The following is a 12444-nucleotide window of genomic DNA, read 5'->3' on the forward strand; positions in this document are numbered from 1 at the left end:
CGTTCATGGCTGCCAAAGCCTCAGTCGCGATTGTCGGGTCGGGCAACATCAGCACCGACCTGCTGTACAAACTGCTGCGCTCGGAGTGGCTCGAGCCGCGCTGGATGATCGGTATCGACCCGGAATCCGAGGGCCTGGCCCGCGCCCGCAAACTCGGTCTGGAGACCTCGGCTGAGGGGGCGGACTGGCTGCTGGCCCAAGATGAGTTGCCGGACTTCGTCTTCGAGGCCACCAGCGCCTACGTCCACAAGGCGTACGCGCCCAAGTACGAGGCGGCCGGCATCCGGGCCATCGACCTGACCCCGGCCGCGGTCGGCCCGGCGGTGATCCCGCCGGCGAACCTGCACGAACACGTCGACGCCCCGAACGTCAACATGATCACCTGCGGTGGGCAGGCCACCATTCCGATCGTGTACGCGGTGACCCGCGCGGTCAAAGAGCAGGGCGGGGTGGTGCCCTACGCCGAGATCGTGGCCAGCGTCGCCAGTGTTTCGGCGGGGCCGGGCACCCGGGCCAATATCGATGAGTTCACCAAGACCACCTCGCGCGGAGTGGAGACCATCGGTGGCGCGCAACAGGGCAAGGCGATCATCATCTTGAACCCGGCCGATCCGCCGATGATCATGCGCGACACCATCTTCTGCCAGATTCCCGAGGACGCCGACCGCGACGCGATCACCAAGTCGATCCACAGCGTGGTCGCCCAGGTGCAGACCTACGTGCCCGGCTACCGGCTGCTCAACGAGCCACAGTTCGACGAGCCGTCGCTGAACTCCGGCGGGCGTGCGGTGGTCACCACGTTCGTCGAGGTCGAGGGCGCCGGTGATTACCTGCCCCCCTATGCGGGCAACCTGGACATCATGACCGCCGCGGCCACCAAGGTCGGCGAGGAGATCGCCCGCGAGCTGGCGACCGCCAAGGCTGGAGGGGCGTAACCGCTATGTCTGATCACATTTTCGACGTCCGCATCACCGACACCTCACTGCGGGACGGTTCGCACCACAAGCGCCATCAGTTCACCGGCGAGGAGGTGGCGGCGATCGTTGCGGCGATCGACGCCGCCGGGGTGCCGGTGATCGAGGTGACTCACGGTGATGGGCTGGGTGGATCCAGCTTCAACTACGGGTTCTCCAAGACCCCCGACCAGGAGCTCATCGCGCTGGCGGCTTCCACCGCCAAGGACGCCAGGATCGCGTTTTTGATGCTGCCCGGGGTGGCCACCAAGGACGACATGAAAGCCGCGCAGGGCAATGGCGGGCAGATCTGCCGGATCGCCACCCACTGCACCGAGGCCGATGTGTCCATCCAGCACTTCGGGCTGGCCCGTGAGCTGGGCCTGGAGACCGTCGGGTTCTTGATGATGGCCCACACCGTGTCCCCGGAGAAGCTGGCCGGCCAGGCCCGCATCATGGCTGATGCGGGGTGTCAGTGCGTGTATGTGGTGGATTCGGCCGGGGCGCTGGTGCTCGAAGGTGTGCGTGATCGGGTGGCCGCGCTGGTCACCGAGCTCGGTGACGACGCGCAGGTGGGTTTTCATGGCCACGAGAACCTCGGGCTCGGGGTGGCCAACTCCCTGGAGGCGGTGCGCGCCGGTGCCAAGCAGATTGACGGCTCGGTGCGCCGCTTCGGTGCCGGTGCGGGCAACGCGCCGGTGGAGGCGTTGATCGGGGTGTTCGACAAGGTCGGCATCAAGACCGGTATCGACTTCTTCGACATCGCCGATGCCGCCGAGGACGTGGTGCGCCCGGCCATGCCCGCCGAGTGCGTACTGGACCGCAACGCACTGATCATGGGCTACTCCGGGGTGTACTCCAGCTTCCTCAAACACGCGGTACGCCAGGGCGAGCGCTACGGTGTGCCCGCCCACGAACTGCTGCACCGCGCCGGCCAACGCAAACTCATCGGCGGCCAAGAAGACCAACTCATCGACATCGCCCTGGAAATCCAACGCGAACGAGCTGCGAAGTAAGCGGCTGTCGGGGCGGTCCGGCACGATGAGGCTGTGCCTTCCCCGCCCTCTTCGACCAGTTTGATCGAACGCGACGAAGCCCAGGCGATCCTGGAGCAGCTGGCCGGCCCCGAGGCGCGCCTGCGCGACGATCAGTGGGCGGCGATCGAGGCGCTGGTGGTCGGGCGTCGTCGAGCGCTGGTGGTGCAGCGCACCGGGTGGGGCAAGTCGGCGGTGTACTTCATCGCGGCGAAGCTGCTGCGCAATCGGGGCCACGGGCCGACAGTGATCGTGTCGCCGCTGCTGGCGTTGATGCGCAACCAGGTGGCCGCCGCCGAACGGGCCGGCGTGCATGCCGCCACCATCAACTCCTCGAACGTGACCGAGTGGGCCGAGGTGCAACGAAGGGTGGCTCACGCTGACCTCGACGTGCTGCTGGTCAGCCCGGAGCGGCTCAACAACCCGGATTTCCGCGATGACGTGCTGCCCGCGCTGGCGGCCCGGGCCGGGCTGGTGGTGGTCGACGAGGCGCACTGCGTCTCGGACTGGGGGCATGATTTCCGGCCGGACTACCGGCGCATCCGGAGCCTGATCGCCGAGCTGGGCGCAGAAGTTCCGGTGCTGGCGACCACCGCGACCGCCAACGACCGGGTGGTCGAGGACGTCGCCGGCCAACTCGGGGTGGGCGGCCCCGACGATCAGGACACGCTGGTGCTGCGTGGCGGCTTGGACCGCGAATCACTGCGGTTGTCGGTGGTGCAAGCCGGTGGTCCGGCGCAGCGGGCGGCCTGGATCGGAGCGCACCTGGAGGCGCTGCCGGGTTCGGGAATCGTCTACACACTCACGGTGGCCCAGGCCCACGATGTGGCCGCCGACCTGCGTGCCCAGGGGTTCGCGGTGGCCGCCTACACCGGTTCGACCGAAGCGGCTGACCGCGAGCAGCTCGAGGCCGACCTGCTCGCCAACCGGGTCAAAGCACTGATCGCCACCTCGGCGCTGGGCATGGGGTTCGACAAGCCGGACCTGGGCTTCGTCATCCATCTGGGCGCGCCGTCCTCGCCGATCGCCTACTACCAGCAGGTGGGACGGGCGGGGCGCTCCACGGCCAGCGCCGAGGTGATCCTGCTGCCCGGCCCGGAGGATCAGGACATCTGGCGTTATTTCACATCGCTGGCGTTCCCGCCGGAAGCGGTGGTGCGCAAGGTGATCGGCGAGCTATCGAGCGAACGGCCACTGTCGACGCCGGCGCTGGAACCGCTGGTCGACTTGAATCGGTCGCGACTGGAGATGGTGCTCAAGGTCCTCGACGTCGACGGCGCGGTGCGTCGGGTCAAGGGCGGCTGGCTGGGTACCGGGCAGCCGTGGAGTTACGACGAGCAGCGCTACCGCAACCTCGCAGAGCTGCGCCGGGCCGAACAGCAGGCGATGCTCGACTACCAGCACACCGGCGAGTGCCGGATGACGTTCCTGCGCGCCCAGCTCAACGACCCGCACCTACGCGCCGGGGAACGCTGCGGGCGGTGCGACAACTGCGCCGGGCCGCGGTTTGACGCCGAGGTGGACGCGACCGCCGCCGCGGCCACCCGGGAGCGGCTGATGCGGCCCGGCGTTGAGCTCACCCCGCGCCGCCAGTGGCCGTCCGGGCTGGGGAAACTCGGTGTCGAGCTGTCCGGCCGGATCGCCGACGGGCCGGAGCCGGGCCGGGTCATCGGCCGACTCACCGACCTGGGCTGGGGCGCCCGGCTGCGGCGGCTGCTCGACGAGCCGGACCGGGAGGTCCCCGAAGAGGTGGTCCGCGCCGCGGTGGCGGTGCTGGCGAGGTGGGAATGGCAGACGCGACCGACCGCGGTGCTGGGTCTTGACTCAGCCACCCATCCGATCCTGATCGAGTCGCTGGTTGACCGGCTGGCCGAGCTGGGCCGCCTGACCCGCCTGGACACGCTGCGCTATGCGCCGGGCCGGCGGGCGAGCACCGCAGCAAACTCGGCCTACCGGGTCGCGGCCCTACACGACTGTTGGCAGCCGCCCGCCGAACTTCCGGCGGGTATCGGCCCGGTGCTGCTGGTCGACGACGTCGCCGACACCGGGTGGACACTGACGATGGCCGCCCGGGTGGTGCGGGCCGCCGGTGCACCGCAGGTGCTGCCGTTTGCGCTGGCCAGCGTGAACTGACAACGCGGGTACCGTCGAGGGATGAGCGCAATCATTCGAGCCACCGCCGCGGCCCTGGCGGGCGCGGCGCTGACCCTGGCGCCGGTAGCGAACGCCGCGCCACAACAGTGCGACCAGACGTTCGGCAACTCGATCGACTCATACCTGAACCGGCACCCGGACGTCCGGGCTGAGCTGGACGCGAAGGGACGGCAGGAAGACCCCGGCGCTCCGAACCCGGTGCTGTCCTATCTCGAACGCCACCCGCACGTGCGTGACGCGCTGATCACGTTGTCGCAGCAGTGCGTATGAACGGCGACCGCAACAGGTAGCGGCTGGTGGGCACCGTGTCGATGTTCTGGTGCGCGCCGAACGCGCTGACGCTGGCGATCATGCGCCCTACCCGGTCGGTGAGGTCGGCCTCGTCGGCCGCGCCGTAGAACGCGTACGGGTCCGACACCGCGCCGTCGGGGAACAGTTCCTCGACGATGCCGTCGATCGCCGGCGCATCCTCGGTGAGGGCGCGGACCACGACGTTCTGGGTGTAGCCGAAGGTCGCCTGGGTGTCGATCGCCACCTGGGTGTGGTCAATGTGCCAGCGGCGCAGCCAGGTCTCGTGGTCCAGGTCGGCGGGCCGGCGCAGCAGCGCCACATTGGCCAACCCCGGCGTACGCGCGCCTCCATCGGGGTCCGGTGGTGCCATCGGCGTCGATTCTGTCACCAGATACGCTGCCGCCGACTCGGATTCGGCCTCGATCAGTGCGATGGCGGCCCGGGCCTGCGGCCCGTAATACTGCTCGGTCCACAGGCTGATCACCGCGGCGGCCGGCGGGTCCAGTGTCGTCAGGGTCATCATGGCGTGGCGCACCGGTTCGTCACGAACGTTGACGGCCAGCCCCGGCAGCCCCAGATCCAGCAGCTTCGCGGCAACCGGCCCGCGTAGCTTGCGGCACCATTCCTCGCTGAAATCGGCTGTCCGCGCGATGATCACGACCTTCTCCATCAATGTCTCCTAGGTTGCGGCGCGGAACGCCTCGACGAGTTCGCTCAGCAGCTCGGTGGCCCGGTCGGTGTCGCGCGGCAGTGAGCAGGTGACCCGCACATCGGTGACGCCGGCGGCCACCAGCGCTGGCGCCGATGCCACGGTGGCCGCGGTGTCGAGGGAGCCGTCCGCGCGCTTGGCGGTCTTCGCGTGGCCCAGCACCTGCAAGCCGGTCGGGTCACCACCCAGGCCGGCGATGCGTTGCTTCATTTCCGCAATGGCGCCGGCGGGATCCTGGATCGCGGGACCCCACGGGATCCATCCGGTGCCGAACCGGGCCAGCCTGCGTGCCACCGCGTCGTTCACGGTTCCACTGACCCATATCGGTATACCTTGCAGCTGAGCGGGTTTGGGCATCTGATGGATGTTCTCAAACGACAATTCCGGTGAGGTGTAGCTGCTGCGCTGCTCGGTCCATAATGCCCGGCACACCTCCAGAGTGTGGTCCAGCAGTCGGCCGCGGCGCTCGAACGCCAGGCCGGCGGCTTCGTACTCCTCCCGCTGCCAGCCGACGCCGACGCCGAGATCCAGCCGCCCACCGGACAGCACGTCCAGCGTGGCCAACTGCTTGGCCAGCACCGCTGGGCGGCGCAACGCGGCCAGCAGGACCGCGGTGCCGAGCCGAATCCGGGTGGTGGTCGCCGCCAGCGCGGTCAGCACGATCAGCGGGTCCAGCCATTGGCCGTCGGGACCGGTCGGCTGTCGTCCGCCGGCGATCCCGCCGAGCCGGGGGTCGGCGTAGGCGTCCGGGTTCTCGCCGAACACCACATGGTCGGAGACCACCACCCGATCCACTCCGGCGACGTCCATCGCGGCGCCCAGCGCCAGGGTGGTGTGCCAGTCATGGCCGGGATCGTCGGTGAAAGTCTTGAGCTGCAGCGAGATCTGGGGTGTGCTCATGATCGCACCTGTCGGGCCGGTCGGGTCTCGATGGCGTCGATCGACAGTGTGCGCACCGCGATCCGCCAGCCTTGACCTCCGCGGCGGTAGACATCGCTGTAGCGCAGATACCAGATGTGGTCGGTGATCTGGCCCCCGCTGTCGACCCAGTGGTGCGCCACGCCGGTGATCGCCCCGCTCGCCACCTCGCGGGATGCTTCGCCGATATGGGCACCGGTATAGAACTCGCCGACGATGCCGTGCTGGGTCCGGGTCACCGTGGACAGCGCGGACAGGGCGGCCAGCACGCCGGCGTGGCCGTTGTGGCGCACGCACGGCTCCAGGTGCTCCGGCGGCTTCGGCAGGATCAGTTCGGCGTCAGCGGTGAACAATTCGGCCACCTCGTCGAATCGGCGGGCATCGACGTAACCGGCGTAGCGGTGCACGAGCCCGGACAGCTCCAGCTGGTCGGCAGCGGATAAGACCAACGCAGTCATGGCGCCGAACTTAACAGCGGCGCAGGCTTGATCCCGCCGAGTTGCGCGGTGAGCGCATCGGCGGTCCGCAGCAGTCCGCGGGCCCACTTGCTGATCTCGGTGTCGGTCAATGCCCGCTGGGCGTGCAGCGACACGACCATGGTCTGGCGTTGATGGTGGTCATAGACCGGTGCCGAGATGACGCTGATGTCGTGGCGGCCCCGGCTGCCGGCTTCGCCACGCAGATACACCCGCTCACCGATATCGGAGACCAGCTCACCGAGCAGGGCCCGCAGCTCGTCGGGCAGATCGCTGGGCAGGCCCGCCATCAACCCGTAGAGCCGTTGCCCGCCCGGTGTCAGCCGCTCGACCAGATACCCGTCGGCACGGCATTCGTCGACGACGCGTTGCAGTCGCTCGCTCTCGGAGCGCAGCGGGATGGTGGGCTGCCGGGCCAGCCAGTCCTGCAGTGCGGCGTCGTCCCAGAGCACGAACATCAGCCCCACCGGTGGTGCAAACGGATAGCTCTGACCGGCCTGAACGCCCAGATGCGCGTTCGGGGCGGCGACGAGCTCCAGCACGGTGATCCGGTCCTCGACCACCGCGCTCAGCGCTGCGGAGGTCCCGAACTCATCCGAGAGCCGGCGCAGTTCCTCGTGTGCCTCGGGGGCCACGCGCAGCGACTGCTGGGCGGCGCGGCCCAGGGAGATCAGCCCCGGCCCGAGCCGGTAGGCCTTGTCCGTGTCGTCGCGGATCAGGTAGCCCGCATCGGCCAGCGTGGTGGCGATACCCAGGCAGGTCGGCTTGGACAGGCCGGTCCGGCGGGCCAGCTCGGACAGGCCGAAGCGCTGATCAGGGTGATGGGCCAGAAAGTTCAGGATGCTCACCACCCGCTCGGTGGGCGGGGACGACCGCACGGATTGTCGGGACGCCGCTTGTCCGGACGCCGCTTTTTCAGACCCAGCCATTGCCGCATGCTACCGCGACCGTCTAAAGTCGGTTCGAGATATCTACCAATGCGGTCCAATATTGAACCAGTTGACTGTGAGGTGCTGCCGCGATGTACTCCGAGCCACTTTCCGCCGCGATCGCCGAGGCGGAGAAGCTGGTCGCCGCCGCTCCGCACATCGACACCGAGGCGGACCTGCTGGAGGGTCTGCAGTACCTGGCCGGCGGTGTCCAGGCGTGCGTGCACGCCGCGTTCAACTCTGAACGCGACCACCCGTTCCTGCTGTCGGGCACCGGGCCGTTCACCAAGATGGGCCTGGACAACCCGGACACGCTGTACTTCGGCACCGTCGTGCGCCCCGATCAGGACTACGTGGTCACCGGCCGGCGCGGGACCACGACCGACCTGAGTTTTCAGTTGCTCGGCGGCGAATACACCGACGCTCAGGTTCCGGCCAGTGAGGCGGCCTTCGACGACCGTGAACTCGAGGTCGCCGCCGACGGCAGCTTTACCTGGCGGTTCCGGCCGAAGACGCCGGCACAACTGGTGATTCGCGAGGTCTACAACGATTGGGCGGCCCAGCGTGGCACGGTGGCGATATCGCGGATCGACACCGCCGGCACCGCGCCGCCGCCGCTGACCCGCCAGCTCATCGAGAAGCGTTACGCGGCGGCGGGAAAGCAACTGATCAACCGGGTCAAAACCTGGCTGGCGTTCCCGCAGTGGTTCTATCTCAACCTGCCGGTCAACACCATGGTGGCGCCGCGGCTCACCCCCGGCGGGCTGGCCACCCAGTACTCGTCGGCCGGGCACTACGAGTTGCGGCCCGACGAAGCCCTGGTGATCACGCTGCCGGTGACCGATGCGCCCTACCTGGGCTTCCAACTCGGCAGCCTGTGGTACATCTCGCTGGACTACATCAACCACCAGACATCACTGAACGGCACTCAAGCCCAAGCGGATCCGGATGGCAAGATCCGAATCGTGGTCTCCGACACCAATCCCGGTGTCACCAACTGGGTCGAGACGTGTGCGCACCGCCGCGGTTTCCTGCAGTTCCGGTGGCAGCGGGTGTCGCGGCAGCTGACCGAGGCGGACGGCCCGACCGTGGAGCTCGTCAATGTCGACTCGGTGCCGGCGACGCTGCCCTATTTTGATCACAACAAGATTTCCGAAGAAGGCTGGCGAGCGCGTATCGCGCAGCGGCAGCAACAAATCGCCAACAGAATGCTGGGGTGAAGATGACCGGAATGCTCGACGGCAAAGTCGTGGTGATCAGCGGGGTCGGCCCGGGGCTCGGCAGCACCCTGGCGCACCGATTCGCGGCCGCCGGCGCCGACCTGGTGCTGGTCGCGCGCAGTGCGGATCGCCTCGAGGAGGTGGCCAAGGAGGTCACCGCCACCGGGCGGCGTGCGCTACCGGTGCCGGCCGACATCACCGACGACGATCAGGTCGCCCACCTGGTGCGGACTGCCACAGCCGAGTACGACCACATCGACGTGCTGATCAACAACGCTTTCCGGGTGCCGTCGATGAAACCGTTGGCGCAGACCACCTTCCAGCACATTCGGGACGCCATCGAGCTCAGCGGGCTCGGCGCCCTGCGCCTGACCCAGGCCTTCACCGACGCGCTGGCCGAGGCGAACGGCTCGATCGTCAACCTGAACTCGATGGTGATCCGGCACTCGCAGCCCAAGTACGGGGCCTACAAGATGGCCAAGGCGGCGCTGCTGGCGATGTCGCAGTCGTTGGCTTCCGAGCTCGGAGAGCAGGGTATCCGGGTCAACTCCGTTGCGCCCGGCTATATCTGGGGCGAGACACTGCAGAGTTACTTCGCTCACCAGGCCGGCAAGTACGGCACCACCGTCGAACAGATCTACGCCGCCACCGCCGCGAACTCCGACCTGAAGCGCCTGCCCACCGAGGACGAGGTGGCCTCGGCGGTGCTGTTCCTGGCCAGCGACCTGGCCAGCGGCATCAGCGGCCAGGTCCTCGACGTCAACTGCGGGGAGTACCACAACTGATGACAGCGCGCACCGATGTCGGCACCGTCGAGGACCTGCACGCCTCGGCCACGAAGATGGTCGGCCTCGACGACTTCGGACCCGACGACGACAACTACCGTGAAGCGCTCGGCGTGCTGCTGGACTCCTACCGCAACGAAGCCGATCTCACCGAGCTGGGCAGCAAGATGAACCGGTTTTTCCTGCGGGGCGCGCTGGTGGCCCGATTGCTGGCGCAGGCCGGTTGGAAGCAGCATCCCGAGTACGTCGACGTCGCCGTGGAGCGGCCGATCTTCGTCACCGGGCTGCCCCGCACCGGCACCACCGCGCTGCACCGGCTGTTGGGCGCCGACCCGGAACATCAGGGCCTTCAGATGTGGCTGGCGGAGTTCCCGCAGCCGCGGCCGCCGCGCGACACCTGGGAGGCCAACCCGGTCTACGCGCAGATGCAGGCGCAGTTCGCGCGGCACCACGAAGAGAACCCCGACTACACCGGGCTGCACTTCATGACCGCCGACGGACTGGAGGAGTGCTGGCAGCTGCTGCGCCAGTCGCTGCACTCGGTGTCCTACGAGACCCTGGCGCATCTGCCGAGCTACTCGCGCTGGCTCTCCGAGCAGGATTGGACGCCGTCATATCAGCGGCACCGCCGAAACCTGCAATTGATCGGGCTCAACGAGCCCGGCAAGCGTTGGGTGCTCAAGAACCCCAGTCACCTGTTCGCCCTGGACGCGATCATGGCGGTCTACCCGGATGCGCTCATCGTGCAGTGCCACCGCCCGGCCGAGACGATCATGGCGTCGATGTGCTCGCTGGCCCAGCACACCACCGAAGGGCAGTCGAACACCTTCGTCGGCGCGCAGATCGGCGCCGACGAGCTGGAGACCTGGGCCCGCGGGCTGGAGCTGTTCAACGCCCAGCGCGCCCAATACGATCAGGCTCAATTCTGCGACATCGACTACCACGACTTCGTCGCCGATCCGCTGGCCACCGTGGCCGGCATCTACGACCGCTTCGGCCTGCCGCTCTCAGATGCCGCACGTCAGGCGATGGCCGACGACTATGCCGCGAGCAAGACCGGACCGCGCGCACCCAAACACCACTACTCGCTGGAGGATTACGGCCTGACGGCCGAGGCCGTGCGGGAGCGATTCGCCGGCCTGTGATCTGAGCGCTCCACCCCGCGAGCAGACGCAAAATCGCACTCAACCATCTCGTTGGGTGCGATTTTGCGTCTGCTCGCGGGGTGGAATGAGCTAGTCGATGCCGTCGCCGGGCGGCGGGGCGCTGGAGGCCTCCTCCAGGTGGCCCTCGGCAACGGCGTGCCGAATGCTCTTCTCCAGGTTCGGGCAGCCGCGGGCACGGCTGCTGGGGTTACCGGCATCGCGTTCGGCGGTGAAGTACGCGCACTGCTTCAGCGAATCCGAATTCCATTGCACCGAGGTATAACCGGGTCCCAGCTTCTTCACCTCGACGGTGGCTCGGCAGTGCCGGCACTCGACCGGCACCAGACCCGAATGCAGGTAACGATCCGAGTCCCGTTGAGTGGCAGCACGGATCGCCTCATACCGTTCGGGATCGACCGGGAACAGGGGTTGCCGCGCGTAGCGGGTGTCAGGTCCGGAATCCTCGGCACCGGGCTCGTCGTCGTGGTCGTCATGCGGGCCGTACAGCACCAGCATGGACCGCGCCAGGTCTTCTGCTGCCGGGAAGTCGCGTTCCTCCGGGCTCATGGCGCCGGCTACTCGGCGTTGACCGGTTCGGTGGACTCAGCCTCGGCCCGCTCCCGCAGGTTCTCGGCGATCTCGGCGTTCCACTTCTCGTTGGCCACCGTCGCGTCGATCTCGATCTCGAAGCGGTCGGTCATCTCTGGCGTGACGTCGGCGGCGTCGACGTAGAACTGCGAGTACCAGCGGCGCAGTTGGTAGACCGCACCGTCCTCCTCGACCAGCAGCGGGTTCTCGATCCGGCTCTTGTGCGTCCAGATCTCGACGTCCTGCAGGAAGCCCTTGCTGACGCCTTCTGTCATGGCGTCGGCGATCTTTTCGGTGGTCGCGTCGTCCAGGCCCTTGGGCTTCTGCACGATGACGCCCCACATCAGCCGGAACTGGTCGTGGCTCACCGGGTAGTGGCAGTTGATCAGGATCGACTCGGCCTTGAAACCGCCGTAGCTGTTGTGCAGCCAGTTGATCATGAACGACGGCCCGAAGTACGACGCCTCCGAATCGAGCTCTGATTCCCCGTATGAGGTGCCCAGACCGGGGACGTCGGGGCGTCCGACATTGTGCAGGTACTGCGAGGCGATGTGGCCCTCGAAGACGTTCTTGAAGGACGTGGGCAGCCCATAGTGGATGTAGAAGAAGTGCGCGAAGTCGGTGACGTTGTCGATGATGTCGCGGCAGTTGGAGTCGATCAGCATGGAATTCCAGCGCCAGTCGGTCCACTCCCCGCTGGACCACTCCGGGATCTCGGGGATCCGGACCTCGTCGGGCGGCGGGTTGCCCTCCGGGTCGTGCCACATGAACAGCAGGCCGCCGCGCACGTCGGTCGGGAAGGAGCGGGTGCGGGCCATCCGGGGCGTCCGCTTGGAGTAGGGGACCAGCTTGCAGCGGCCGTCGCCGCCCCAGCGCCAGTCGTGGAACGGGCAGGCGACCTCGTCGCCCTTGATGGTGCCGCGACTCAGGTCGCCACCCATGTGGCGGCAGTAGGCGTCGAGTACGTGCAGGTCACCGTGTGAATCGCCGAACACCACCAGCTTTGCGCCGAAGGCGTGGATCGAGTGCGGTTTGCCGTCCAGGAAGTCCTTCACCGGGCCCAGGCAGTGCCAGCCCCTGGCGTAGCGATCCGGCAGTGTGCCGGTATCGATTTCGCGGACGCCGACCTCGGCGTTGTCAGTGCTCACCTATTGCCTCCAACCCGTTGCTTCTAACTAGAACACGTTACAGTTTTTCCTCCCGGTTGCGCAATAAAGCCTGCTGGTTCGGGGTCTTTCGGCC

The 12444-nt window shown here is 67.8% G+C and carries 13 protein-coding genes; 7 read left to right on the top strand and 6 right to left on the bottom strand.

Annotation, left to right across the window (positions count from 1 at the left end; all coding sequences use genetic code 11):
* Positions 1-5 precede the first annotated feature (5 nt).
* The 4 genes from G6N23_RS01960 to G6N23_RS01975 are packed head-to-tail and all read left to right on the top strand — an operon-like array spanning position 6 to position 4411.
* Positions 6-935, top strand: coding sequence for an acetaldehyde dehydrogenase (acetylating) (locus G6N23_RS01960; RefSeq protein ID WP_085261528.1), 930 nt, complete (start codon positions 6-8; stop codon positions 933-935).
* Between the two features lie 5 nt (positions 936-940).
* A complete protein-coding gene (dmpG, locus tag G6N23_RS01965; protein WP_085261529.1) occupies positions 941-1969 on the top strand; it encodes a 4-hydroxy-2-oxovalerate aldolase in 1029 nt (342 codons plus the stop codon).
* Between the two features lie 60 nt (positions 1970-2029).
* Positions 2030-4120, top strand: a complete 2091-nt coding sequence (locus G6N23_RS01970) for a RecQ family ATP-dependent DNA helicase (RefSeq protein ID WP_085261530.1) — start codon at positions 2030-2032, stop codon at positions 4118-4120.
* A gap of 21 nt (positions 4121-4141) precedes the next feature.
* Entirely contained in the window at positions 4142-4411 is a 270-nt protein-coding gene (locus tag G6N23_RS01975; RefSeq protein ID WP_085261531.1) for a hypothetical protein, read from the top strand.
* On the opposite strand, the gene G6N23_RS01980 is transcribed toward G6N23_RS01975, so the two are convergent.
* From G6N23_RS01980 to G6N23_RS01995, 4 genes are read right to left on the bottom strand one after another with little or no spacing between them, the layout of a single operon-like run.
* Complete coding sequence (locus tag G6N23_RS01980; RefSeq protein ID WP_085261532.1) at positions 4386-5102, bottom strand: EthD domain-containing protein; 717 nt, start codon at positions 5100-5102, stop codon at positions 4386-4388. The two genes, G6N23_RS01975 and G6N23_RS01980, sit on opposite strands and share 26 nt — an antisense overlap.
* A 9-nt stretch (positions 5103-5111) precedes the next feature.
* Positions 5112-6041 (bottom strand): TIGR03619 family F420-dependent LLM class oxidoreductase, encoded by a 930-nt coding sequence (locus G6N23_RS01985; protein ID WP_085261533.1) that lies wholly within the window; start codon positions 6039-6041, stop codon positions 5112-5114.
* Positions 6038-6517 (bottom strand): nuclear transport factor 2 family protein, encoded by a 480-nt coding sequence (locus G6N23_RS01990; protein ID WP_085261534.1) that lies wholly within the window; start codon positions 6515-6517, stop codon positions 6038-6040. The genes G6N23_RS01985 and G6N23_RS01990 overlap by 4 nt, the downstream gene beginning before the upstream one ends.
* Positions 6514-7464 (bottom strand): IclR family transcriptional regulator, encoded by a 951-nt coding sequence (locus G6N23_RS01995; RefSeq protein ID WP_085261535.1) that lies wholly within the window; start codon positions 7462-7464, stop codon positions 6514-6516. Before G6N23_RS01995 ends, G6N23_RS01990 begins: the two co-directional genes overlap by 4 nt.
* Before the next feature lie 92 nt (positions 7465-7556).
* On the opposite strand from G6N23_RS01995, the gene G6N23_RS02000 reads away from it, so the two are divergent.
* Genes G6N23_RS02000 through G6N23_RS02010 form a run of 3 tightly spaced genes read left to right on the top strand, consistent with a single transcriptional unit; the run spans position 7557 to position 10614 of the window.
* Positions 7557-8684, top strand: a complete 1128-nt coding sequence (locus tag G6N23_RS02000) for a hypothetical protein (protein ID WP_085261536.1) — start codon at positions 7557-7559, stop codon at positions 8682-8684.
* A 2-nt stretch (positions 8685-8686) separates the two neighbouring features.
* Positions 8687-9469: an SDR family oxidoreductase gene (locus tag G6N23_RS02005; RefSeq protein WP_095174262.1), complete on the top strand. Its 783-nt coding sequence runs from the start codon at positions 8687-8689 to the stop codon at positions 9467-9469.
* Positions 9469-10614 (top strand): sulfotransferase family protein, encoded by a 1146-nt coding sequence (locus tag G6N23_RS02010; protein WP_085261538.1) that lies wholly within the window; start codon positions 9469-9471, stop codon positions 10612-10614. Before G6N23_RS02005 ends, G6N23_RS02010 begins: the two co-directional genes overlap by 1 nt.
* Positions 10615-10704: 90 nt before the next feature.
* Here G6N23_RS02010 and G6N23_RS02015 read toward each other — a convergent pair whose 3' ends face one another.
* Both G6N23_RS02015 and G6N23_RS02020 read right to left on the bottom strand, forming a co-directional pair.
* Positions 10705-11181: a hypothetical protein gene (locus G6N23_RS02015; protein WP_085261539.1), complete on the bottom strand. Its 477-nt coding sequence runs from the start codon at positions 11179-11181 to the stop codon at positions 10705-10707.
* 8 nt (positions 11182-11189) lie between these two features.
* Positions 11190-12350, bottom strand: coding sequence for a 3-ketosteroid-9-alpha-monooxygenase, oxygenase component (locus G6N23_RS02020; RefSeq protein ID WP_085261540.1), 1161 nt, complete (start codon positions 12348-12350; stop codon positions 11190-11192).
* Positions 12351-12444 lie beyond the last annotated feature (94 nt).

The organism is Mycolicibacter terrae (assembly GCF_010727125.1).
Lineage (GTDB): Bacteria > Actinomycetota > Actinomycetes > Mycobacteriales > Mycobacteriaceae > Mycobacterium > Mycobacterium terrae.

What these genes read in the sequence shown, in the direction of transcription:
- G6N23_RS01960 (WP_085261528.1), top strand. Translation starts at nt 6, where the DNA reads ATGGCTGCCAAAGCCTCAGTCGCGATTGTCGGGTCGGGCAACATCAGC.
- dmpG (WP_085261529.1), top strand. Translation starts at nt 941, where the DNA reads ATGTCTGATCACATTTTCGACGTCCGCATCACCGACACCTCACTGCGG.
- G6N23_RS01975 (WP_085261531.1), top strand. Translation starts at nt 4,142, where the DNA reads ATGAGCGCAATCATTCGAGCCACCGCCGCGGCCCTGGCGGGCGCGGCG.
- G6N23_RS01980 (WP_085261532.1), bottom strand. Translation starts at nt 5,102, where the DNA reads ATGGAGAAGGTCGTGATCATCGCGCGGACAGCCGATTTCAGCGAGGAA.
- G6N23_RS01985 (WP_085261533.1), bottom strand. Translation starts at nt 6,041, where the DNA reads ATGAGCACACCCCAGATCTCGCTGCAGCTCAAGACTTTCACCGACGAT.
- G6N23_RS01990 (WP_085261534.1), bottom strand. Translation starts at nt 6,517, where the DNA reads ATGACTGCGTTGGTCTTATCCGCTGCCGACCAGCTGGAGCTGTCCGGG.
- G6N23_RS01995 (WP_085261535.1), bottom strand. Translation starts at nt 7,464, where the DNA reads ATGGCTGGGTCTGAAAAAGCGGCGTCCGGACAAGCGGCGTCCCGACAA.
- G6N23_RS02000 (WP_085261536.1), top strand. Translation starts at nt 7,557, where the DNA reads ATGTACTCCGAGCCACTTTCCGCCGCGATCGCCGAGGCGGAGAAGCTG.
- G6N23_RS02005 (WP_095174262.1), top strand. Translation starts at nt 8,687, where the DNA reads ATGACCGGAATGCTCGACGGCAAAGTCGTGGTGATCAGCGGGGTCGGC.
- G6N23_RS02010 (WP_085261538.1), top strand. Translation starts at nt 9,469, where the DNA reads ATGACAGCGCGCACCGATGTCGGCACCGTCGAGGACCTGCACGCCTCG.
- G6N23_RS02015 (WP_085261539.1), bottom strand. Translation starts at nt 11,181, where the DNA reads ATGAGCCCGGAGGAACGCGACTTCCCGGCAGCAGAAGACCTGGCGCGG.